The following is a 22,461-nucleotide window of genomic DNA, read 5'->3' on the forward strand; positions in this document are numbered from 1 at the left end:
CCGCAGTTTATCGCTGCGGCGTCTTTGTTTGTTATCGACTATAAACGTCAAGGCAGACATTGTAAAGCAGGTAGCCTTGAGGATGTTATTTTTTTGGTGTGCTGTCGTCCATCTTCAGCACAGCCATAAATGCTTCTTGTGGGACTTCAACAGAGCCCACTTGCTTCATGCGCTTTTTCCCTTCTTTTTGCTTCTCAAGAAGCTTTCTTTTCCGGGAAATGTCTCCACCATAACATTTAGCAAGTACGTTTTTACGCATCGCTTTAATGGTGGAACGTGCAACGATTTTTTGACCGATTGCTGCTTGAACCGGCACTTCAAAGTGCTGGCGTGGAATCAGTTCTTTTAGCTTTTCTACGATGATCTTGCCTCGTTCATATGCATAATCGCGGTGAACAATAAAGGAAAGGGCATCGATTTTTTCGCCATTCAGCATGATATCCATCTTCACCAGCGTCGACGGACGATAGCCAATCAGCTCATAATCAAAGGACGCATAGCCTTTTGTGTTGGACTTTAGCTGATCAAAGAATTCGTATACGATCTCTGCCAAAGGAATTTCGTACACAATGCTCACGCGGTTCGCATCAAGATACTGCATATCAATGAAATTCCCGCGCTTTCCTTGGCAAAGCTCCATCACAGAGCCTACATAGTCATTCGGCACCATCATTGTTGCTTTTACATACGGTTCTTCAATTCGCTCAATCTTTTGCGGATCAGGCAGATTGGACGGGTTATCTACGACAATTTTTTCTCCATCTGTCATATATACATCATAAATAACACTTGGCGCTGTCGTAATCAGATCAATTTTAAATTCACGTTCAATCCGTTCCTGGATGATTTCCATATGAAGCATTCCAAGGAAGCCGCAGCGGAAACCGAAGCCAAGTGCTTGGGATGTCTCTGCCTCATATTGAAGTGAAGAATCATTTAATTCAAGCTTTTCTAACGCTTCACGTAAGTCGTTGTATTTCGCTGTATCAATTGGATAAAGTCCGCAGTATACCATTGGGTTTAGCTTTCTGTATCCTGGAAGTGCTTCTTTCGCAGGGTTTTCCGCGCTTGTGATCGTATCCCCTACACGTGTATCACCGACATTTTTAATCGCAGCGGTTAAGTAGCCAACATCTCCAACGGTGAGTTCGTCTGTTGGCATGGCTTTTGGTGTGAAAACGCCAACTTCAAGTACTTCAAATTCTTTCCCCGTCGCCATCATTTTAATTTTCTGACCAGGTCTGACGGTTCCTTCGACAATTCGTATGTACGCAATAACGCCGCGATACGCATCGTAAAGAGAATCAAAAATAAGGGCTTGAAGTGGTGCTTCTGGATCTCCAGCGGGAGCCGGCACCTTTTCAACGATTTGTTCTAAAATATCCTCGATTCCAATACCCGCCTTAGCAGAGGTGAGAACAGCTTCAGACGCATCCAACCCGATGACATCTTCAATTTCTTCTCTTACACGCTCAGGCTCTGCACTTGGCAGATCGATTTTGTTGATAATCGGAAGAATTTCTAAGTTGTTATCAAGAGCTAAATAAACGTTCGCAAGTGTCTGTGCTTCAATTCCTTGTGCTGCATCTACTACAAGAATCGCACCCTCACAGGCAGCTAGGCTTCGAGATACCTCATAGGTGAAGTCGACATGCCCTGGAGTATCAATCAGGTGCATGATATATTCTTCCCCATCCTTCGCCTTATACTTCAGCTGGACAGAGTTTAATTTAATCGTTATGCCGCGTTCACGCTCTAAATCCATGGAATCAAGCAATTGTTCTTTCATTTCCCGTTGAGTAATCGCCGCTGTTTTTTCCAAAATACGGTCTGCCAATGTGGATTTCCCATGGTCAATATGGGCGATAATGGAGAAATTTCGAATTCTTGATTGCCGCTCTAATCGTTTTTCTTTATCTGTCACAATCTATCACTCCTACTATAAAACGCGGGTTGCGCTAGGTTAGATTATATCAATAGGGCTGTAAAGATTCAATCGAAATCAAGAAAAGCCGCTTATCAGTCAGCGGCTTTGATTAAAAGGGTGATATCTCATGAAATTCGTTTATTTCCCATTCACCCAATCATAAAGAGAACGGGCTGCATGTGTCATGCCATCAGACAGGGCTTTTCCTGCTTTGGAAAAGGCATTAAAGCCCTCTATTTCCTCCAGCTGTTTTTGTTTTTCGGCAAGATCCTTTTCTGTAACAGCAGTTCCTAAGATAGAAGCTTCCTTTTCTTCATCGTCGTTCATTTGAATGGAGAAAGCTCCTTTTAATTGCGGATCATGGTAGCCCTTCATTTGCAGCATGCCATTATTCGCTTGCTGCATTCCTAAAAAGACACCAAACAGCAAGACCAATCCTAAAATAATGGTTTTTCCAATAAATGAGCCCATCCCCGTCACCACCTTAAGAGCGTTTTTTCTCATCCTTTGCTTTGCCGTCCACCTTTTCCGCGTCCCAGAAAATGTCGCTGAATACATCAGCTGCCGCATTGGATGCATTTCTTAATTCTTCCATATTATTATCTACTCCGCCAAATTCTAAAAGAAGGGCTTTGTCGGATAAATCTTGATTATAGATTCCATTATCGCCAATTTCTCCTTTGGCAAACACACCGACACTAAGACCTTTATATTTTTTCTCCATCAAATGGTGGAACTCTGTCGCAAGCTTTAAGTTTTTCTCATAGCTTTGATTCTTCTTCCCAACAACAAACGCAATTCTCGCATATTTTTTCCCTTTGATTTCGACAGTCGTATCTTTCTTTCTTCTTGAGTCCCGGTGAATATCAATTAAATAATCGAGGTCATCATTTTTCGCTAAGGCTTCTTTCACGACCAATCTTGATTCATTATAAGACTGCGGATATTTTAATCCTTTTTTCACGAGTCTTTTCTCAATTTCCGTTTTGTCGACTGTATTGCCGATTCCTTGCTGATCAAGCGCCTTTCCAAACATGTCGCCAACAAGGGTGACATTCACTTTTGAGTGCCGTGCATTATTTGGATTCGTTTCTCCTTTTAAAAATGGTAAATATGATTCCGTATTATGTGTGTGGTAAATGTACACAGCTTTTCGTTTTCCTGTTGACCGGTCCGGTTCTTTGGCAGGCTTTTTCGGCGTATCATCATCGAGCTTGTCCAGCTCAGCCAAATTTGCTTCTTTTTCATCTTGGATCACTTCACTAGGCGGCGGCGATTCCATTGGCATATTGGTATAGTCTGTTCCTTCACCCGCTAAGATGATTTTTGTATCAAAATGTTCAAAGCCTGGGAGCTCTCTTCCTAGGAAACTGCGCGGGTCTTCTAAATTAATACTGGTTGCAAGCTTCAGTGACAGCCCAGAGAAATGAAATCCTTTTTGATCTTCTGGAACTGCTGAGGCGAAATATTGGTTTTCCATGCCCATTAATGTGGCAAAAAATGCGCCAGAGAGCTCATCTGCTACACCATATAACGAGGCTTGTGGCCTCAGCTCGGGTTTTAAAGAGGTCAAAGCCCCTGACATCACAAACACCACAACAAGAGAGGCAATAAATAAGAAGATGCTTTTTACTACTTTCGTTCCATTAATCGCAACGACCAACTGTCGAGGACGGCGGGGTCTTTTTTTCATGATTTACTCCCTCCAGCACGCTTTCTAGTAATTACACTATGAGCGAGCTAGAGAAAGTAGAACCGATTAATGATTATATGAACCCATATTATCTTGAGTGATTTTTTGATGAAGCGCTGTGTTTAATCCGTTGGCAAGTACGTTTGCCATATCATCAATGAATGTATCGACTTCCTTAGGCGTGACCATTAAATTTTGTCCCAGGGGCGCAAGCACTTCGTGGATCAGCTGCCTTTTTTCTTCTTCAGGAAGGGTGCCTACGATGCCTAAGAATGACTGACGCGTTTCTTCATCTGGCAAGTCTTCTTCGTTAAGTACTTTTTTCTTCCCGAATGTCAAACCAGCCGGCACAAGAGAGCGGGATGGTCTATCATCTTTTAGTTCTCTACCAAAATGCTTTAAGACATAATCAATTGTGTCACTTGCAATGGTTACTGCATCCACCACTGTCGGAACGCCAATCGCAATCACTGGAATTCCCAATGTTTCTTTGCTTAATTCTTTTCGCTTATTCCCTACACCAGAGCCGGGATGGATACCTGTATCAGAAATTTGAATGGTTGTATTCACTCGTTCCACCGCACGAGCAGCAAGGGCATCGACCGCGATGACAAAATCAGGCTTAGACCGCTCGATCACGCCTTGGATAATGTCACTTGTTTCAATACCGGTCAGTCCCATCACACCAGGTGACAAAGAAGAAACCGGGCGATAGCCTTCCTGAACATTTTCCGGCTGCAATTCAAAGAGATGGCGGGTTACAAGCAGGTTTTCAACTGTGAGAGGACCTAGTGCATCTGGCGTAACATTCCAGTTTCCCAGCCCTACTACAAGGCAGCTTGCATCAGCCTGAATGCCTCGGTCTTTTAAAAACTGAGCAAAATGATGGGCAAAGACTTCAACGACTTTTTCTTGCATCTCAGAGTCTTTCTCCCGAATGCCTTGTGCCTCAAACGTCAAGTATGTCCCTGCCTTTTTGCCGGTCAGCTCCTCCCCTTCTTTCGTGATTTCCACAGTACGTATGCGGATGCCTTGCTCTTCTTTTTCCTTTTCGACAATCCCTTGGATCCCGTCCTTTTTGACGACATTCGGATCGTTCTCTTGTTCTAGTATCTCTTTTGTTTCAACAGCGAGGTCTGTCCGGATTTGATAAACGCTTAAATCAAGTTTCTGTTTCTCCATAAAAAGACTCCTTCCACCAAGTAATTAACAGTAGTCTTTCCATCTCTTGAAAGAAACATTCGAGTACGTCATCAATGAAAAATACTTTACATTTATATTGCATTCTAAAGGTGTGTTTGATAGAATACAATTTGTTCTATTGTGAAGATTTAACCTTAAGACAATTGTGTTTAGGTTGTATCTTAGGAGGTGAAACACATGCCAAATATTAAATCAGCGATCAAACGTACAAAAACGAATAACGAACGCCGTGCACATAACGTAACAATCAAGTCTGCGATGCGTACTGCGATTAAACAAGTTGAAGTTTCTGTAGCTAACAACGATGCTGAGCAAGCAAAAGCTGCTCTTGCTTCTGCTGCAAAACGCATTGACAAAGCCGTTAAAACTGGTCTTGTACACAAAAACGCAGCTGCGCGTTACAAATCAAGACTTGCTAAACAAGTAAACGGACTTTCTGCATAATGCTTGCAACGCCTCAGTGATGAGGCACCTGTTTAACTGTACGTCCGTCCTGACCGGCCGAGCCTTAAGGACAGACTGGCAATTATACATCTAAACAAAAACGACCCTCTTTTTAGAAGGTCGTTTTTTTATGTTCAAGCGCCTAACAAACGAAGCAGGAACAATTCTAACAGCAGCTGCTTGTCCTTTTTACCGGTTTTCATTTCATAATCAATCGTTGAAAGCTCTTTGACGATCTGCTTGAGCTCTTCTTCTGAAAACAGTCTTGCCTGATCCATCGCAAGTTTGACCCGAAACGGATGGACTTTTAGATTTGAAGCAATTTGTTTTTGTCCATATCCTTGCTGAGCGAAGTACTTCGTCTGCAAAATCAATCGAAATTGAGTTGAAATGAGTGCTAATATTTTAATGGGTTCCTCATTTTGCTTCAGCAGGTCATAAAACATCTGCATGGCCTCAGAGCGGCGTCTGTTTACGATTTGATTAATCAGCTCGAAAATATTTTGCTCTAAGCTTCTTGCAACGAGCTGATTGACATCTGCTAACTCAATTTCTTCCCGCTCTCCAATATATGTACTTAGCTTTCGAACCTCTTGGAATATAGAGGAGAGACTTCCGCCGCATAGCATCACAAGCTGCTCAGCCGCTTCGGATGTAATCGTCTTTCCTTCTGTCTTCACCAGTGTGATGGTGAAATCAGTTGTTTCTTTTGGGTTTAACTCTTTCGCCTCAACGACAGCAGCTTTCTTTTTTAGCAATTTGGTGATTTTCTTACGCTCATCCAGCTTTTCATATGGTGCCAATAACACGAGAATGGTATAGGGCGCTGGCTTTTCTAAATAAGCTTCTAATACAGAAAGCTCATGCTCAATCTTTTCCTTTTTCTTTTCAGCAGTAAGAAAATAAGGATTCTTGATCACGACGAGACGTCTTTCTCCCATAAACGGAAATGTTTCTGCATCCGTCACAGCCTGTTCAAGCGGCACTTCTTCCATATCGAAGACGGAGTAATTAAAATCCTTCGTTTCTTCCTCTACTACAGCTTGTCTCAATTTAGCAGCGGTTTCTTGCAGTAAATATGTTTCTTTCCCATATAAGCAATAAACGGGATGGATATCCCCTCGTTTTAAATTATTCCATACATCAAAGACCATCAATTGACTCCCTCTCTTTCACTTCCTCCTCTATCCTAAAGTGTGTGAAGACATTAGTAAAGAGGAAGCTGAAAGTGCCGCCTCCTCATTTATAGTAAACGTCCGGCGCAAGCTCCCGGGTCAGCCTGCTGTCAGACGATATTCATAAAATGATCATAAAATGGAAAACGGTTACTTTACCTTCTAGCAATTCCAAATGAGTTCAAGTATACTAAAATTAGCCAGGAGGGATGAAAATGAATGAATTTGAAAAAAATGTTCAAAGCAAGCGGAATGATGTGACCGACTCAGCCGTTGGTTTTATCGTCACATTCGGATTTTTCGCCTCAATGTTTATTTTGGCAACCATTATACACCTCGTTGGATCTTAACTTCATGAAGGTTACATGACTGCCGTTTTGGCAGTTTTTTTATTGATTTTGTAAGATATCATATGGAGGATGAGTGTAAAACGTTCCTTGCTCATCGAGAAATTCATACGTCACGCTCCCATCGATATCTGTCCGATACACTTTCATTTGTTGATCCTTTAATTTTTTCAATACTTCCTGATGTGGATGCTGATAACGATTGCGTTCACCTGCTGAAATGAGTGCATGTGAGGGCTTGAGATGCTGAAGCCATTCTTCGCTTGTTGACCCTTTACTCCCGTGATGTCCAACCTTTAAGATATCTGCCCGCAGATGAGGAAAGGCTTCTATCATGTCTCGCTCCCCTTCTTGTTCAAGATCTCCAGTGAGCATAAACCGCTTCCCGCCTAGAGTAAATGTCAAAACGAGTGAATCATTATTCTTAGTTGTTACCCGATCACGCGATGGATGAAGGACCTGAAATATTTGCTCTCCAATCTGAAGCTGATCTCCTCTCTCTAATTCATCAATCATGATCCCTTGATCAGCTGCTTCTTTTAACAGCTCCGCATCCTCTGGACTCCGTGCAAAGCCTTTTGGAATAGCCAGCCGCTTTACTTTATTTCGCTTGATTAAACGAGCTGCTTCTCCCATATGGTCTTGATCCGCATGTGTGAGAATAAGAACATCAAGTTTTGCTATCCCTTTAGAATGCAGAAACGGGATCAGTGTTTGATCACCGATCGTAGACACCTTACGTCTTTTTTTCCACGGTTCTTCTTCAAAAGAAAGTCTGCCTCCTGTATCCACAAGCAGGTGCCCCTTTCGATAGGGCAGCTGAATAAACAAACTATCCCCCTGTCCTACATCCAGCATTGTCACTTCCCCTTTTTCGAGAAAATTCGGGGTGAAATAGTGTGCACTCAAGACACCAATAAGAAAAAGGATCGGCAGTGCATAGGATTTCACAGAAGTTTTGCTCTCCATCACAAATAACAGAACAATTAAGGCGCTCACCTCAAGCAGAATATGCCACCAAGCAGACTTCATAAAAATCAAGTTGAATTCATCAAAAACAGCCATATTGGCTGACAATTGATGACTAAGCTGAATCACCGAATCAAGCAGCTGAAACAATGTTTGTCCAAGCGGAAGATAAATCATAGTGAGAATAAAAAAGAGTAAGGACAGCGGCATAACGACCGTCGTATAAAAAGGAACAAATATCATGTTCAAAGGTACACTCAGTAAAGAGAATTGATGAAAATGATATAAAAGAACAGGAAGTGAAGCAAGCTGTGCAATAAAGGAAATCAGGAATAATTGCATGACTGAACTTTTTGCTTTTGATAAAATCCTAGTCGATAACAAAATAAAAAACGTGACCGCGAATGAAAGCTGAAATCCGATATCAAATAAATAAAGAGGATGAATCGCTAATAAGAGTAAAAATGTTGCACTTAATACCACAGCAGAAGGCTGTTTCATTTCTTTTGGCAGACTAGTCATCACTAAATAGATTCCTGCCATGAGGCAAGCTCTTAAAACAGATGGTGCAGCACCTGTCAAACAAGCATAAATAGGAAGAAAACATAAGAGAAGAATACGTGCTGTCTCTCTTGTCACGCCCGCACGAAGGAGACACCAAAATAAACATGCAAGAAGCGTTTGCACATGCAGTCCTGAGATTGCTAGTAAATGAATAATGCCGAGCATTTGATAATCTCTTAATGTGTCAGGTTCTATCAACTCACGATCGCCAAAAATAAGTGCCTGTACAATGCAAACAGAGTGTTTAGGCACATGATCTTCTAAAAATTTCAAACCCTTTTGCCTTATCACTTGAAGATAATAGGAAGAACTGTCTTTTTTTGTACAGTTTTTGATCGACTGTGGCAGAAAAATGGCGTCAATTCCTTTTGATTTTAAAAATTGATCGTATTGAAACCCGTTAGGAATGGTTGCGTGCTTTGCTGGACGAACATCACCTGTCATGTGACAGCTCATACCAGGTTCTACCTCTTTTAATGCCTCTTTTTCACGCTCTGTTTGAATTGTATAAAAAGTGGCTAGTTGTTCATGGTCTGTTGAAACAGTCGCTGAAAAACGATTGCCATCTGTTTTCGGAATACTTTCAATCACAACGGAACCAGATAGGAATTTTTCTAGTACGGGTTGATCCGTTTCAAGAGACTCATGAATCATAAAAATGAGTATATAGACAGCCCCGCATAGGCTGACCATTAAAAAGAGCTGAGGCATTTTTTTCAGTAGACTGAGAAGTAATATGATGAGAAGAAAGAGAAGGAAATACATATGAAGATGATATGCAGCCAGAGCAATTCCAACAGCTGCTGAAATTGCCCCAAACGGCAAATATTTAAACATAGGAAGTAAATAATTGATTCGCCTTCTCATGCATATCGCGAATTTCTGTTTCGCTAAGTCCTGATTCACTCAGCTTCCCAATTAAATCTGCAACAAAGGCCAATTTTTCTTGATTTTTTAAGTCGATGATCATTTCATCTAATTCAACTTGCTCTGTTTGAACACCCGCCTGCTCGAATAAATCAATCGCATATGGATGATTTTTATAATCCTTTGCATAGTACACTGTTCGTATGCCCGCTTGAATGATGGCTTTACAGCAATGTAAACAAGGAAAATGTGTGACATATATTTCAGCATCAGCTGTAGGTGCACCAAATTTGGCACATTGTAAAATAGCATTCATTTCCGCATGGATGGTGCGAACACAGTGATGATCAATGACATAGCACCCTACATCCGCACAATGAACATCACCGGCAATGGAGCCATTATACCCCCCTGCAATGATGCGCTTGTCCCTTACGATGGTCGCCCCAACAGCTAACCGCTCACAGGTGCTTCGTAAAGCAAGCAAATGGCTTTGTGCCATAAAATATTGATTCCATGAAATTCTTTCCACGAGCTGATCCCTCCAGAATGATGGTTGATATTAAGTGTACATGCCTTTCTTCTCTAACGTCAATTCTACTTCACGGTCAATTGACTTTTCAGCCGTTCAATCGTCTTTTCCCCAAAACCTGAAATGTTCCGCAAGTCTTCAATTTGTTGAAATTCTCCGTGTTCCTCTCTATACGTAATGATAGCTTCGGCTTTAGCTGGTCCTATGCCGTTAATGGTTTGCAATTCGGCTGCATCGGCCTGATTGACATTCACACCTTCACTCTTTTCAACGCCCGTTGATGCGTCAGCTGATGCTGTTTGCGCCTCTCTTTCCGCTTCCCCCTGCTTACGAACATAAATCATCATACTATCCTCTAATTTAGCTGCTTGGTTGATTTCAATCGAGTCTGCTTTGCTGGTAAAGCCTCCTGCCCTTTGAATCGCTTCCTCTACCCGAGCTTCAGATTGAAACGTATAAACACCTGGCTTCCTTACAGCTCCTTTGACCTCTACAAAAATCGTCGATGGCTCTTTTTCTGTCTTTTCTTGTTTGTCTTCTAATGTGACTTGTATGTCTTTATTTTCCTTCAATACACTTGGCTCTCTGTTGCCCTCTCCTTTTCCAGTGAAAAAGAAGAAACTGAAGATGATCACGACTATGAGTCCAGCGGCGATATAAAGACTGTATTTTTTTAATGAAATGAGTCGTTTCACTTACTCACGCTTCTTTCAATCATATTTTTCTACTGCTCAACATACTGTTTAGAAGATAACAGATCCAATGCGTCTAAGGAGGGAGAACGTTTGAATATAGGGTTAATCGGTACAGGAAACATGGGTACCATACTTACTGAGGCATTTATTGAATCAAAGGCAGTCAATCCCTCATCGATTACTATTACAAACCGAACCATTGAAAAAGCGTTCAATATAAAAAAGAACCATCCAGAGCTTGAAGTAACGAAACAGCTTTCAGGGGCTGTCACGAATAAAGATTTCATTTTTGTTTGTGTCAAACCACTTGATATTTATCCACTTTTAAAAGAGCTGAGCCCTCTTTTAACGGAGCAGCAAACCATTGTCATCATTACAAGTCCGGTTCATCCTGAACAGCTTCAGGATATCGTTCCTTGTCAAACAGCCAGGCTGATTCCAAGCATTACAAACCGCGCTTTATCAGGCGCATCACTTTTAACTTTTGGTTCATCATGCAATGCCGCGACGAAAACTGCGTTAAGACAGTTAGCTTCGTGCATTTCAACACCTATCGAGATCCATCATTCAATTACAAGAGCGGCTTCCGATATTGTCAGCTGCGGACCTGCTTTTATCAGTTTTCTCGTTCAGAAAATGATTGAAGCAGCCGTAGAAGAAACGGATATTTCTAAAGAAGAAGCCACCACCTTATCAGAGGATATGCTTGTTGGTCTTGGCCGTTTGATTGAAAAAAGAGTCTATACCCTTCCGACACTGCAAGACAAAGTATGTGTGAAAGGCGGCGTCACTGGTGAAGGCATTAAAGCACTTGAAGCAGGTGTGCAAGATATGTTTCACCGTCTCTTTCAAAACACCCATGAAAAATTCGATGAAGATCTAGAGGCGGTTGCGCATCAATATCCGCCAAGCGTGTTCACTGATGATCGCAGAAATTAATCATCTTTGCAACAAGCGAAAAAAGGGTTTTAAAAAACCATCGTTCTATTAAACGATGGTTTTTGGTTTCTTAGCTGAGATGAAATATCTTTCGGCGAATTCACCGGGGGCTTCATTTGTAAAATCAGCAGTCACTTCTATTTGTTCAAAGCCAGCGGACTCAAGGAACGCTGCATATGTTTCAAATGGAAATGTGCGCTGTTCATGTGTCTCATCATAACGCTGATACATGTCTCCGTCTTTTACAAAAAAGCTTAAATCATGAATGACCGAATACATGTCATCCCCTTTATCACTCTGCCAAATATAGCTGATCTCTTCATCTTGATCTGCATAAGTCGAACCCGGGAATACCTCTTCCATTTTATAAGGCGTATGAACATCAAAAAGTAAAACCCCATCTGCCTCTAAAAGCTGAAACATGTTTTTAAAGGTTTTTTTGACGTCATTTTCGTTTTTTAAGTAATTCAAGGAATCACAGCAAATAACGGCTGCCTGGAAGGCTTGCTCAAAGCCCGTAACCTCTCTCATATCTTGATGTAAAAATTGAATCGACTGCTTTTTCGCCTGCGCTTTTTGCTGCGCGAAGACCAGCATTTCTTCACTGAGGTCAATTCCTGTGACCTTGTGGCCCTTTTCAGCTAACCGAAGAGAAATCTCTCCAGTTCCACAGCCTACATCGATGATGGCAGCATTCGGCTTCATATACTGCTGGATCCACTGAACCCATTCATCATAAGGTGCATGTGTCATGAGCTCGTCATACACACCTGCAAACCCTTGATAAATCATGAGTTAATGCCAAGTGAAAGGGTTTCTCTTGGCGCATCTCCCCATAGCTTTTCTAGATTGTAGTATCCTCTTTCTTCTTTGTGGAACACATGGGCAATGACATCACCTAGGTCAATCAATACCCATCTTGCTTCATCAAAGCCTTCCATCTTCTTCACTTCGATTCCGCTTTCCTCAGCAAGATGTTTTACTTCTCTTGCAATGGCTTGCACTTGTTTATCAGAATTCCCGTGACAAATGAGAAAATAATCTGCAACAAGTGAGATTCCTTGCATATTAAGGGCAATAATATCCTCAGCCCGTTTATCATCGCATGCTCCTGCTGCGACGTTTAAAATTGATGATGAATCCATCCAAAATTCCTCCTTAGTTGTTCTTATGCACAAGCGAGTTGTAAGTAGCAAGCGTATCTGGAAAGACTGGCTGATTCTTTTTCATTAGAAAACTGATGGTGTTTTTTAATGATTGGATCAGTGCACGATCTAGATCATGTTCTGCTAATTCCCTTACTTCTTCGACACCAGGGAAATGACGTCCTGGTTCAATATAATCTGCGACATAAATGACTTTTTCAAGTAAGGTCATGTCTGGTCTGCCGGAAGTATGAAATTCAATAGCTGTTAACACATCTTGATCATCAATTCCAGCTTCTTTTTTGACCAAATAGGCACCAACCGGGGCGTGCCAAAGCTCGGGCGAATATTCAAGCAATAAAGGGTTCATCTGTTCTTTTTGGATAATCCCCTTCATTTCTTCTTTTGGTCTAAATTTCGCATAATCATGAAAAATAGCGGCGATCTCTGCTTTTTTCACATCTGCACCGAACCGTTCCGCTAATGAAATGGCTGTCTCCATGACTCCGAGTGTATGTGTATATCTATGCTCTGTTAACTGCTCTTTGACACAGTTCAATGCTTCTTCACGATTCATATAAATGATGCTCCTTTATATAACGCTCAACAGCTTTCGGAATCAAATAATCGACAGGGTTCCCCTGCTCTATTCGCTGCCTAATCAATGTCGATGATACATCAAAAGCTGGAACATCTGCAAATAAAACAGGATATGCCGTACTTCCAACGTAACCCGGCCTTTTCATCCCAATAAAGGTGATCATTTGAAGCAAATCATCGATCCGATGCCATTTTGGCAAATACTCGACCATGTCCGCTCCTATCATAAAAAAAAACTGATCTTCTGGGTGACGCTTCTTTAACAGATCGACTGTATCTACCGTATAAGACGGGCCCTCCCGCTCCATTTCAATGAGCTCGAGCCGAAAATATGGATTTGACTGAATCGCCGCCTCCACCATTTTTATCCGGTGATGACTATCTGCTCGTTTCCGTCCAGTTTTATGAGGAGGCATATGGTTTGGGATAAACCAAATTTCATCAAGCCCCACTTGAATCCGCACCTCACTTGCCATCAGCAAATGCCCGTTATGGGGAGGATCAAACGTACCGCCGAACAACCCTATTTTTTTCATATCGCATCCACCTTTACGGCAGCTTAATTTGTTTATTTTCCTTAGATTCTTTGTAAAGGACAATCACATTTCCGATCGTTTGAACGAGCTCAGCCTTTGCACCTTTTACAAGTGCTTTCGCAACTTCCGTTTTGTCCTCGTCGCAATTTTGCAATACGCTGACCTTTAACAGTTCTCTTGCTTCAAGCGCCTCGGAAATTTGCTTGACCATATTGTCATTTACCCCGCCTTTTCCAACTTGAAAAATAGGTGATAAATGATGTGCTTGTGCACGTAAAAAACGTTTTTGCTTACCTTTTAACATGGTGTTCCTCCTAATTTCTCTATAACAATTGACTTCATTTTTCCGGCGTCAGGCGTAATGCCTGTCCACAGTTCAAAGGCTCTTACTGCTTGTCCAACAAACATGCCAACCCCATCCACTGTTTTCAAGCCTAAACCTGCTGCTTCACTGAGTAGTTTTGTTTCTATTGGATTATACACAATATCACAAACGACCGCTGTTTTTTTTGCGTTCGCTAAAGAAATCGGGGTTTCTTCAACATTCGGATACATGCCGATCGAGGTCGTATGGATGATGACATCATATTCCCCAAGCCGCTCTTCCGCTGCATTTAATGTGATTGCTTGAGATGTGATTTTCCCCTCTGCACTTTCAATTAAAGCTTCAGCTTTTTCAATGGTGCGGTTCGTAATATCAAAGCTCTTCGGTGCATACTGAGCAATTGTCGTATAAATCGCTCTTGCCGCTCCGCCAGCACCAATCAAGAGAAATGACAGCTCTGATAGCGGCTGATCCAAGGCTTCAAGCAATGAATGAAGGAAGCCTTCTCCATCTGTATTGTACCCAACGAGCTGACCCCCTTCGAGCCTCACCGTATTGACGGCACCGAGGCGTTCAGCTGTCACATCAATTTTGTCGAGGTACTGCATGATTTCTACCTTGTGAGGAACAGTGACGTTAATGCCGCTGATTCCTAAGGCTTTCATGCCGCTAATCGCATCTTTCAGGTCATCACTTTCTACTTGAAAGCCATGATAATGTCCATCAATTCCAGCATCCTTTAATGCTGCATTATGAATATCCGGAGACATTGAGTGGCCAACAGGGTTACCGATTACTCCGTATAAAGGTTTCAAGGTCTCTCCCCCTTTGAACATTTAAATTAACGAACGTCTCATAAACACATGAACGCCTTTTGGCGCATAAACTTTGATTTGCTTGCCCGCATCATTTGCAGTGACCCAGCCTAAACCTGAAAAGACGATGTCCATTTTTGGCTGATCAATGGTAAAGGTATGCGGAACGAGCGGCGGGAAATCTTCCATTCCCTCTTTTGATGGCGGTGACAAGAGTTCCCCTGCATGTTTTTCATATAAATCATCTGCGTTCTCCAGCTTTGTACGGTGAATGTTCAGCTCATTTGGCATATAGCAGACAAATGATGTTCTGCCGCCTTTTACGTAATCAAATCGAGCCAGTCCGCCAAAATAAAGCGTTTGTGCTTCATTTAATTGGAACGTTCTCGGTTTCAATTCTTTTTTCGGCGTTAAAATCTTCAAGTCATTTTTGCTGACATAGTGCGCCATTTGATGGCGGTTGATGATGCCCGGCGTATCAAATAAAGCAGACCCGTCATCAAGCGGAATTTCAATCGCATCAAGTGTAGTACCTGGATATTGGGATGTAGTAATAACGTTCTCTTCGCCAGATACTTCTTTGATGATTCGATTGATAAATGTTGATTTTCCAACATTCGTACAGCCGACAACATAGACATTTCTTCCCTCGCGGTAATGATCGATCGCTTCCATCACCTCAGGCACACCCTGGCCTCTGCTTGCACTGATCAAGAAAACATCGATAGGATTTAATCCGTTTTCCTTTGCTTCCCGTTTCATCCAATGAATCAGACGATCTTTTTTCACGGATTTCGGTAAAATATCCACTTTGTTGCCGACAAGTAAAATCGGATTACCGCCGACAATACGGCTCAGTCCATTGATCCAGCTTCCGTTAAAGTCAAAAATATCAACGACCTTCACAATGAGAGAATCTGTCTCTCCAATGCTGTGCAATATATTTAAAAAGTCGTCTTCTGTTAAAGAAACATCTTGAATCTCATTGTAGTTCTTTAACCTAAAACAGCGCTGACAGATCACATCTTCTTTCAATAGAGATGCTGCCGGCGCATATCCTAATTGATCTTTATCTTCCGTCTGAATGGCTACACCGCAGCCAATACAAACAACCTTTTCCATTATTACTCTTCCTCCCACTGAATGTGGCCCTTACGCTTTAAGGCTCCTAAAATTCTGCGTTCAATCTGCCTGTTAAACTTTGTGAAAAATCCGTCCGAGGCAGCAACAGGAACGACCAAAATCGTATGGAAGCCATGACGATTCCCGCCAAGAACATCTGTCATGAGCTGATCTCCAATGACAACCACATCTTCTTTTTTCAACTGCATATCAGCGACTGCCTTATTAAAGGCTCTTCCCATAGGCTTTCTCGCTTTATAAATAAACGGAATATGAACCGGTTCAGAAAAAAGCTTGACCCTTTTTTCATTATTGTTCGATACAATCGTCACTTGTATCCCGTGATCTTTCATTTCTTGAAACCATTCAATTAAGCGCGGTGTCGCACTTGGACGGTCCCATTCTACTAGTGTGTTATCTAGATCGGTAATAATTCCTTTTACATTTCGTTCTTTTAATTTTTGCGGTGAAATGTGGAAAATACTTTTCACAAATTCATCCGGTAAGAAATACTTCTTTAGCACAATTTGCACCCTTTCTTCCATTGGTTTTCAGCGATTGTGTCGAATCAAATCACAATTTGTCTGTCTATCGAATACAATGAAAAAGTTTTCGACATATGATGAGGACCTTCAACAGGTGTGGATAATTTTACACACATTATCCACCTATATTCCATCACGCTTTCATTCAATTATAAACACTCTACCCACAAGTTATCCACTTAACCATGTGGATAACAGAACGATTGTTCTTGTTTCCCATTCATGGTAGATTAAAGGTACTTCAAAGACAGTCGATCAACCTATGATGATATGTCTTTTCCTCAAATTTTATGCCAACTTTTTCAGGGGAGGTGTTTTTCCCATCATATGGGTTTCTAGTATGAAAAAGCTGTCAGATGATTTACTTATAGAATCGTATTATAAAGCAAATGAAATGAACTTAAATCGCGACTTCATTGAATTAATTGAGACAGAAATGAAAAGACGTTCGCTCGGGCATATGCTCTCTGTTTCCTCTTAATTCCATATCACAGGAATCATGCCTCCCGAGCACTCTCCTTTTTTAAACTCAGGTGACTGATATTATATCACTTGCGCTATAGGCTTACTACTATTTTCCGTAAAAAACACCCCTTCTGATGAAAGAAGAGGTGTCTTAATTGCAAGGCTGTTCATTCCAAAACCATAACCCTCCGCCTACGACTAAAATGACCACAAGGAACACAACAAGAAAAGCGTAACCGATTCCTGCTCCTTGTGCTGGATAAGGCGAACACGCAGGGTAAGGATAAGGACATCCCCACATATCAGTTACCTCCTTCTAGGAAGATATACTGTTAGACTATGCTGGATGGATGGTCTTGTTTAGGCAGATGGCCATCATTTAAAAATGTTTGATGACATCACGCTCTTTGATTTCGTTATAAATAATTCTCGCCCCTTTTGGTGTCATATGATTGCCAGAAGGGTCGATCAAACCTGACTGAATCAGGGCATGATCACTATCTTCTCCAGCTTCTCGGATGAAAGCTTTCCAGTTGTCGACAAGCGGCACCTGCTCATCCTTCGCTACTTCTCTGGTGATATCATTATAAGAGTTTTGCCAGGCTCTTGCCCCGCCTCTCCCGGCAAAATAAGATGACTTATATCTAGAGTAATAATACAAGCCCTTTTTCCCGCCTTCTACAACAGGCACACAGGTCATGAGAATCGGGGTTATGCCTTCTTTTCTACTTTCAGAAACAAAGTAGATTAAATTTTCTTTAAACCGTTTTTTCGTCACTCGGGGATGTTTTCCGTCTAAAATCGCCGCATCATTCGTGCCGAACATGATGAGGACGTAAGTTGGTTTCTGTTTTAAAATATCCTGCTCAAAGCGAAGTTTCGCGTCTTCAGTCGTCTGCCCGCCAATGCCTGCATTCTTCACTTGAATTTGGCCGCGCTCGACGTTTTTCATGAGATTCACCCATTTTTCAGATGTTGGATAATCTCGAAAGTCCCAGTTTGATCCTCTTGTATTGCTGTCACCAAATGCGATGACGCTTTCTTGTACTGGCTTTGAGCACCCAGCAGCAACACATAGTAGGATAAAAAGGAAAACATATTTCTTCACAACATTCACCTCCAAAAGCCCTCTTCATATAGTAAACGACAAGACTTTTGGTTTCAATGAATGAATGTTTTTGACGAATGCTGCCTATTGCAGCTGAACAGGCATATATGCTTTGTCATGGTGCAGCAGTTCACTTACTTTTACAAATTCATAGCCCCTCTTCTTCAACTCAGGAATCACTTGTTTCAATGCTTCTACCGTTTGCTTGCGATTTCCTCCGCCATCATGTAAAAGGATGATATCGCCGCCTTGAATATGATCAATGATTCGGCTTGCAATTTTACGTGCACCTGGTCTTGACCAGTCCTTCGGATCTTGCGTAAAGGACCACATGACCACATCGTACCCTTGCTTTGATAGAATGCGGAATGATTTCATTGTTAAGCGTCCACCAGGAGGGCGAAATAATAAGGGACCCCCAGGCTGGAGTGAAGCGATATGAGCCGCTGATTCTTTTAATTCCCGCTTGATCTCCTTTGACGACAAAAGGTCAAAATACGTATGATTCATCGTATGATTGCCGAGTTCATTCCCCTCGTCCACAATCCGTTCTGCGATCATTGGATATGTATGAATTCGGCTCCCTATCACAAAAAAGCTTGCATTCACTTGATGGTCCTTCAGCACATCCAATATTTGATTTGTATACACTGGATGAGGTCCATCATCAAAGGTGATCGCAATCTTTTTCCGTTCCGCTCTCATGTCCCAAAAGGCACGTCCCGTTTTTTCAAGATCGACTCGTTTTAATGTACGTGCCTCTATTTTATTAGGCATAAAAGCACATAGCAGCCATATACACATCAAGATATGCAGCCCTCTCATTCGACCGCCTCCTCCACCGAACATCATTACCGATAAATTGCCCGCTTTCTCATCAATTCATGCTAATATCCGCTTTTTTTCAAATAAAAAAAGCCGGCCATATTGGCCCGCTCTTTGTTTCACGTTTGGTTTCTCTCTTCAACTGTCGAACGTTGCTTAGAATTCATACAGACACTCTCCTTCTTGGATTTGATTTTGAGCCCATAATAATTTCTGATAATACTGGTTGGACTTCTTGTATTGTTGAGAGGCTTCTAAGGCTGTCGCAATTTCTAGTGAGATATCCTCTATATAAGAGTATAGGCTAAGTTTTTCCAAATAATCAATGGTTTTTTGCAGTTGGTCTTCATTGATTTCCTGAACATATAAAGCATCCAGGTACTCAAACATATGACAGAACAGCTGGTCTTCATGCTTCTTTGCAGCCAATTTCCCATCTTCTAATATGCGCAGGGCATCCGCTTGTTCATTCTGTCTAAAAAGCAGCTTCGCCAGCGTATAGAGCGTATGCGGAAGCGTTGGAAGCAGCTCTTTGCGGGCAAGATCAGCAGATTCCGTTAAATATCGTTCCGCTTCCTCTCTATAGCCAAGCTCACCATAACATTTTCCTAAATTATAGAGCGCTGAACTGTATATGCGCGGGTGATCAATTTGAGATGCGAGCTGTTTTGCCTTTTTTAAATGAGGCAGTGCCCGGTCTTTTCGTTTTAAATCTTGATAATTTCCTGAGATGACAAAGAGACATTGAATGATGCGAATGGTATACGCATCATGCTGATCGTATATTTCCAGCGCCTTTAAAATATGGTGCATGGAGACATGTGTTTGTTTCATGATATAGTAGGCTTCTGCCACTTTAAAATGAAACTCTGCCTGCTCAATATCATCAAATACCATGGACAGCTGCTTTTCTGCGACTCGATAATATTTGACGGCTTCTAAATATTCTTTTTGACTAAATTCATGCATGCCACGAAAAAATGCATGGTAATAATGCAGCATATCAGATAACTCATGATTGGAGTTTTCGATTTTATCGACTAGATTAGATACTGAGAAAGGTTGATATTTTGAAGGGTGTATATAGTCAAGCATGATTTGGTGCCGAAAACACATGAGCTGATAATAAATCAGTAAATGCTGGTCCTCTTCCATCTGTTCAATTTCCGCTTCAACTTCCGCTTTCAAGATTTCCGCATCTGGAACACTGAACTGCCGTATCATTCGATACCATTCATTAATTTTCATACCTACATGTGAAGATAGAACCTTCCCCATGTTCCGAAAAAACCCCTTCCTTTTCGGTCTAATATTACATATTTTAGCACGCTTCTTGACCGCCAAGCACCGCAAAGAAACCGCAAACATATGAGAGGAGCTGTAAAAAGAGACGAACATTTTTCGAAAAACATGATTTTTTCATCGTACAGACACAGACAATCCCCCCTTCACATACATTTGAGGATATAGGCAGCGGCCTAAACATGGTGGAGGTGAAAATCGTGGCAGGAGTATTTACAGCGATGGGATTGATGGTCAAAGAATTGGTGTTTTTAGTGTCCTATGTCAAAAACAATGCCTTTCCACAGCCCCTTTCGGGAGATGATGAAAAAAAATACTTAGCCCTCATGGCACAGGGCGATGAACATGCAAGAAACATGCTGATTGAACATAACCTTCGGCTCGTCGCCCATATTGTAAAGAAATTTGAAAATACCGGGGAAGACGCTGAAGACCTCATCTCCATCGGGACGATCGGACTCATTAAAGCCATCGAAAGCTATTCCTCTGGAAAAGGAACAAAGCTGGCAACGTATGCGGCGCGGTGTATTGAAAATGAGATATTAATGACAAAAGGGGGGTGCAAAACTCTATGTTCAAATATTTTCTCCAGAAACCATTTACATATAAACCATAATATTCTATATTTAATTTATGTCATAAGGTGACGAACGGGTGCTATATGCTTTACTTATTGGAGAACAAGGTATTCACTCGTACCAAGGTTCTAAGTGAGGACTTACTTTTAATTATAGTATCCGTGGAAAGTCTTGTTCGATATTGAACAGGGCTTTTTGTTTAGGAGGCGAAAAAATGCTTTTAGAAGAAATTAAAAAGGATATTGAACAAATCGCTAAAAGAAAGGCACAGGAATACCATAATTATCATAATAATTTAGAGTTAGTTTATCAGCGAGACAAAAAACGTATTTCTAACCCCCAAAAAAAACAAGTGAAAATTCCTGATGAATGGAAACATGACCAAAAACATAATCCTTTCTATGTATTAAAGCATAAAGATAAGATCGCTAAATCTATTTTCAAGAAAATTATAAACGGAACTTACAAACCTAATAAACCATTTCTAAAAAAAATAAAGAAAAAAAACAGTTCAAAAACTAGATTAATACATGTTTTTGAGATTCCTGATGAAGCAATATCTTATCATTTTTATAGACGTTTACTCGGAAAAAACAAACATAGATTCAGTTCATTCTCCTATGCTTATAGAAACGATAGAAATGTACATTATGCTATTCAAGATATTGCATTAGATATTAAAAATAATCCAAGAATGTTTATAGCTGAATTTGATTTCCGAGATTTCTTCGGGTCAATAAAGCACGAATATATCTATAAGCAATTCGATCAAAACGGCTTTCTTATAAGTGATTTCGAAAAGGACATAATTAAATCTTTTCTAGAGCATTTCCCTGATGGAGGTATTCCCCAAGGAACCTCATTATCTTTATTTTTAGCAAACCTTGTTTGCTGGCGCCTTGATAAAAAATTAGAAATAAAGGGATTGAGATTTGCACGATATGCTGATGACACAGTTATTTGGTCTGAAAGCTATCAAAAAATATGTGAAGCATTTGAAATAATGCAAGAATTCTCAAATATCGCTGAAGTAGAGATTAATTTTGAAAAATCTGAAGGTATAAGTTTGCTATCTAAAAAAGGAATCCCATCAGAATTTGACCAATTTAAAAATTCAATTAATTTTTTAGGATATAAATTATCAAGTGAATGTATTAGTATTAACGATGTTGCTATAGAGAAAATTAAGAAACATATAAGTTATCTTCTGTATAAAAATTTAATTCAACCATTGAACCAAGAAAAACTCAGGGCTATTAGAATCCCTAGTAATGGTGAGGATCCTCATTTCGTTACTGCTATAATGCAAATACGAAGATATCTTTATGGTAGACTAAGTGAGAATATTCTTAAAAATTATCTGAACGGATCGTATAAAAAATTAAATTTTAAAGGTCTAATGAGCTTCTATCCACTAATAGATGATGAAGAGCAAATTAAACATTTAGACAAATGGCTTGTTTCAACAATTCTAAGTACACTACGCAAAAGAAAACAATTGTTAGAATCACGAGGATTCTTAATGGATAACCTATTTCCTTTTAATCTAACCAATAAAAATATCATATTAATTTGTAAGGAACAGAAAATCGGAAAAAAATCAGGACTTGTTGAGATACCAAGTTTTAGAAGAATATATTTAGCTGTTAAAAATAATGTTTTGACAAAAGGTATAGAAGAAACAATGCATCCTAAATCTAATATTTATAATTATTAATATTTTTGGAGGGCTTAAGAAAT

General features: G+C 40.7%; 26 protein-coding genes. 6 read left to right on the forward strand and 20 right to left on the reverse strand.

Annotated elements, in window-relative coordinates; translation table 11 throughout:
- Nucleotides 1-85: 85 nt before the first annotated feature.
- From lepA to gpr, 4 genes are all read right to left on the reverse strand, one after another.
- Nucleotides 86-1,924 (reverse strand): translation elongation factor 4, encoded by a 1,839-nt coding sequence (gene lepA, locus MHH65_RS11690; protein WP_024423038.1) that lies wholly within the window; start codon nucleotides 1,922-1,924, stop codon nucleotides 86-88.
- A 141-nt stretch (nucleotides 1,925-2,065) separates the two neighbouring features.
- The gene (locus MHH65_RS11695; RefSeq protein WP_024427951.1) at nucleotides 2,066-2,398 is read right to left on the reverse strand and encodes a YqxA family protein; all 333 of its coding nucleotides are present in this window, start codon (nucleotides 2,396-2,398) and stop codon (nucleotides 2,066-2,068) included.
- A 13-nt stretch (nucleotides 2,399-2,411) separates the two neighbouring features.
- Nucleotides 2,412-3,620 (reverse strand): stage II sporulation protein P, encoded by a 1,209-nt coding sequence (locus MHH65_RS11700; RefSeq protein WP_025092944.1) that lies wholly within the window; start codon nucleotides 3,618-3,620, stop codon nucleotides 2,412-2,414.
- Between the two features lie 66 nt (nucleotides 3,621-3,686).
- Nucleotides 3,687-4,802: a GPR endopeptidase gene (gpr, locus tag MHH65_RS11705; protein WP_024423041.1), complete on the reverse strand. Its 1,116-nt coding sequence runs from the start codon at nucleotides 4,800-4,802 to the stop codon at nucleotides 3,687-3,689.
- 198 nt (nucleotides 4,803-5,000) lie between these two features.
- Here gpr and rpsT point away from each other — a divergent pair, with 198 nt between their 5' ends.
- The gene (gene rpsT / locus MHH65_RS11710; RefSeq protein ID WP_024423042.1) at nucleotides 5,001-5,267 is read left to right on the forward strand and encodes a 30S ribosomal protein S20; all 267 of its coding nucleotides are present in this window, start codon (nucleotides 5,001-5,003) and stop codon (nucleotides 5,265-5,267) included.
- A gap of 134 nt (nucleotides 5,268-5,401) precedes the next feature.
- On the opposite strand, the gene holA is transcribed toward rpsT, so the two are convergent.
- A complete protein-coding gene (gene holA, locus MHH65_RS11715; protein WP_335351027.1) occupies nucleotides 5,402-6,421 on the reverse strand; it encodes a DNA polymerase III subunit delta in 1,020 nt (339 codons plus the stop codon).
- Between the two features lie 236 nt (nucleotides 6,422-6,657).
- On the opposite strand from holA, the gene MHH65_RS11720 reads away from it, so the two are divergent.
- A complete protein-coding gene (locus MHH65_RS11720; RefSeq protein ID WP_012010638.1) occupies nucleotides 6,658-6,792 on the forward strand; it encodes a YqzM family protein in 135 nt (44 codons plus the stop codon).
- Between the two features lie 39 nt (nucleotides 6,793-6,831).
- Here MHH65_RS11720 and MHH65_RS11725 read toward each other — a convergent pair whose 3' ends face one another.
- The 3 genes from MHH65_RS11725 to MHH65_RS11735 form a co-directional block, all read right to left on the reverse strand.
- A complete protein-coding gene (locus MHH65_RS11725) occupies nucleotides 6,832-9,159 on the reverse strand; it encodes a DNA internalization-related competence protein ComEC/Rec2 (RefSeq protein WP_335351028.1) in 2,328 nt (775 codons plus the stop codon).
- Nucleotides 9,152-9,721 carry a ComE operon protein 2 gene (locus MHH65_RS11730; protein WP_061109374.1) on the reverse strand — a complete coding sequence of 190 codons (570 nt, stop codon included), beginning with the start codon at nucleotides 9,719-9,721 and terminating at the stop codon, nucleotides 9,152-9,154. The genes MHH65_RS11725 and MHH65_RS11730 overlap by 8 nt, the downstream gene beginning before the upstream one ends.
- A 65-nt stretch (nucleotides 9,722-9,786) precedes the next feature.
- On the reverse strand, nucleotides 9,787-10,416 hold the full coding sequence (locus MHH65_RS11735; protein WP_061109375.1) for a helix-hairpin-helix domain-containing protein: 630 nt from the start codon (nucleotides 10,414-10,416) through the stop codon (nucleotides 9,787-9,789).
- A 90-nt stretch (nucleotides 10,417-10,506) separates the two neighbouring features.
- Between MHH65_RS11735 and comER the strand changes: the two genes are divergently transcribed.
- Complete coding sequence (comER, locus tag MHH65_RS11740; RefSeq protein WP_024423047.1) at nucleotides 10,507-11,355, forward strand: late competence protein ComER; 849 nt, start codon at nucleotides 10,507-10,509, stop codon at nucleotides 11,353-11,355.
- A gap of 48 nt (nucleotides 11,356-11,403) precedes the next feature.
- Here the strand turns inward: comER and MHH65_RS11745 are convergent, their stop codons facing one another.
- The 8 genes from MHH65_RS11745 to MHH65_RS11780 are packed head-to-tail and all read right to left on the reverse strand — an operon-like array spanning nucleotide 11,404 to nucleotide 16,422.
- Nucleotides 11,404-12,147 carry a class I SAM-dependent methyltransferase gene (locus MHH65_RS11745; protein WP_098676956.1) on the reverse strand — a complete coding sequence of 248 codons (744 nt, stop codon included), beginning with the start codon at nucleotides 12,145-12,147 and terminating at the stop codon, nucleotides 11,404-11,406.
- Nucleotides 12,144-12,500 (reverse strand): ribosome silencing factor, encoded by a 357-nt coding sequence (gene rsfS / locus MHH65_RS11750; RefSeq protein WP_003217467.1) that lies wholly within the window; start codon nucleotides 12,498-12,500, stop codon nucleotides 12,144-12,146. Before rsfS ends, MHH65_RS11745 begins: the two co-directional genes overlap by 4 nt.
- A 13-nt stretch (nucleotides 12,501-12,513) precedes the next feature.
- Nucleotides 12,514-13,077 carry a bis(5'-nucleosyl)-tetraphosphatase (symmetrical) YqeK gene (gene yqeK / locus MHH65_RS11755; protein WP_034280084.1) on the reverse strand — a complete coding sequence of 188 codons (564 nt, stop codon included), beginning with the start codon at nucleotides 13,075-13,077 and terminating at the stop codon, nucleotides 12,514-12,516.
- Nucleotides 13,067-13,636 carry a nicotinate-nucleotide adenylyltransferase gene (locus tag MHH65_RS11760; RefSeq protein WP_098676957.1) on the reverse strand — a complete coding sequence of 190 codons (570 nt, stop codon included), beginning with the start codon at nucleotides 13,634-13,636 and terminating at the stop codon, nucleotides 13,067-13,069. Before MHH65_RS11760 ends, yqeK begins: the two co-directional genes overlap by 11 nt.
- 13 nt (nucleotides 13,637-13,649) lie before the next feature.
- On the reverse strand, nucleotides 13,650-13,940 hold the full coding sequence (gene yhbY / locus MHH65_RS11765) for a ribosome assembly RNA-binding protein YhbY (protein WP_008342507.1): 291 nt from the start codon (nucleotides 13,938-13,940) through the stop codon (nucleotides 13,650-13,652).
- Nucleotides 13,934-14,776, reverse strand: a complete 843-nt coding sequence (gene aroE / locus MHH65_RS11770; RefSeq protein ID WP_046311834.1) for a shikimate dehydrogenase — start codon at nucleotides 14,774-14,776, stop codon at nucleotides 13,934-13,936. The genes yhbY and aroE overlap by 7 nt, the downstream gene beginning before the upstream one ends.
- A 21-nt stretch (nucleotides 14,777-14,797) precedes the next feature.
- Nucleotides 14,798-15,898: a ribosome biogenesis GTPase YqeH gene (yqeH, locus tag MHH65_RS11775; RefSeq protein ID WP_034661381.1), complete on the reverse strand. Its 1,101-nt coding sequence runs from the start codon at nucleotides 15,896-15,898 to the stop codon at nucleotides 14,798-14,800.
- A 2-nt stretch (nucleotides 15,899-15,900) separates the two neighbouring features.
- On the reverse strand, nucleotides 15,901-16,422 hold the full coding sequence (locus tag MHH65_RS11780; protein ID WP_008356191.1) for a YqeG family HAD IIIA-type phosphatase: 522 nt from the start codon (nucleotides 16,420-16,422) through the stop codon (nucleotides 15,901-15,903).
- A gap of 361 nt (nucleotides 16,423-16,783) precedes the next feature.
- Here MHH65_RS11780 and MHH65_RS11785 point away from each other — a divergent pair, with 361 nt between their 5' ends.
- Complete coding sequence (locus tag MHH65_RS11785) at nucleotides 16,784-16,924, forward strand: sporulation histidine kinase inhibitor Sda (RefSeq protein WP_003217327.1); 141 nt, start codon at nucleotides 16,784-16,786, stop codon at nucleotides 16,922-16,924.
- 135 nt (nucleotides 16,925-17,059) lie between these two features.
- On the opposite strand, the gene MHH65_RS11790 is transcribed toward MHH65_RS11785, so the two are convergent.
- From MHH65_RS11790 to MHH65_RS11805, 4 genes are all read right to left on the reverse strand, one after another.
- Nucleotides 17,060-17,209: a hypothetical protein gene (locus MHH65_RS11790; RefSeq protein ID WP_162842499.1), complete on the reverse strand. Its 150-nt coding sequence runs from the start codon at nucleotides 17,207-17,209 to the stop codon at nucleotides 17,060-17,062.
- Between the two features lie 78 nt (nucleotides 17,210-17,287).
- On the reverse strand, nucleotides 17,288-18,016 hold the full coding sequence (locus MHH65_RS11795) for a GDSL-type esterase/lipase family protein (protein WP_240491071.1): 729 nt from the start codon (nucleotides 18,014-18,016) through the stop codon (nucleotides 17,288-17,290).
- Nucleotides 18,017-18,100: 84 nt separating this feature from the next.
- Nucleotides 18,101-18,841: a polysaccharide deacetylase family protein gene (locus tag MHH65_RS11800; RefSeq protein WP_070326483.1), complete on the reverse strand. Its 741-nt coding sequence runs from the start codon at nucleotides 18,839-18,841 to the stop codon at nucleotides 18,101-18,103.
- A 156-nt stretch (nucleotides 18,842-18,997) separates the two neighbouring features.
- Entirely contained in the window at nucleotides 18,998-20,119 is a 1,122-nt protein-coding gene (locus MHH65_RS11805) for a tetratricopeptide repeat protein (RefSeq protein WP_024427938.1), read from the reverse strand.
- Nucleotides 20,120-20,343: 224 nt separating this feature from the next.
- Between MHH65_RS11805 and MHH65_RS11810 the strand changes: the two genes are divergently transcribed.
- Complete coding sequence (locus MHH65_RS11810; protein ID WP_342497837.1) at nucleotides 20,344-20,790, forward strand: sigma-70 family RNA polymerase sigma factor; 447 nt, start codon at nucleotides 20,344-20,346, stop codon at nucleotides 20,788-20,790.
- Nucleotides 20,791-20,935: 145 nt separating this feature from the next.
- Entirely contained in the window at nucleotides 20,936-22,438 is a 1,503-nt protein-coding gene (locus MHH65_RS11815) for a reverse transcriptase domain-containing protein (protein WP_025092932.1), read from the forward strand.
- Nucleotides 22,439-22,461 lie beyond the last annotated feature (23 nt).

The sequence above is a fragment of the Bacillus sp. FSL L8-0654 genome (assembly GCF_038629965.1).
In the GTDB taxonomy this organism is placed as follows: Bacteria; Bacillota; Bacilli; order Bacillales; family Bacillaceae; genus Bacillus; species Bacillus safensis.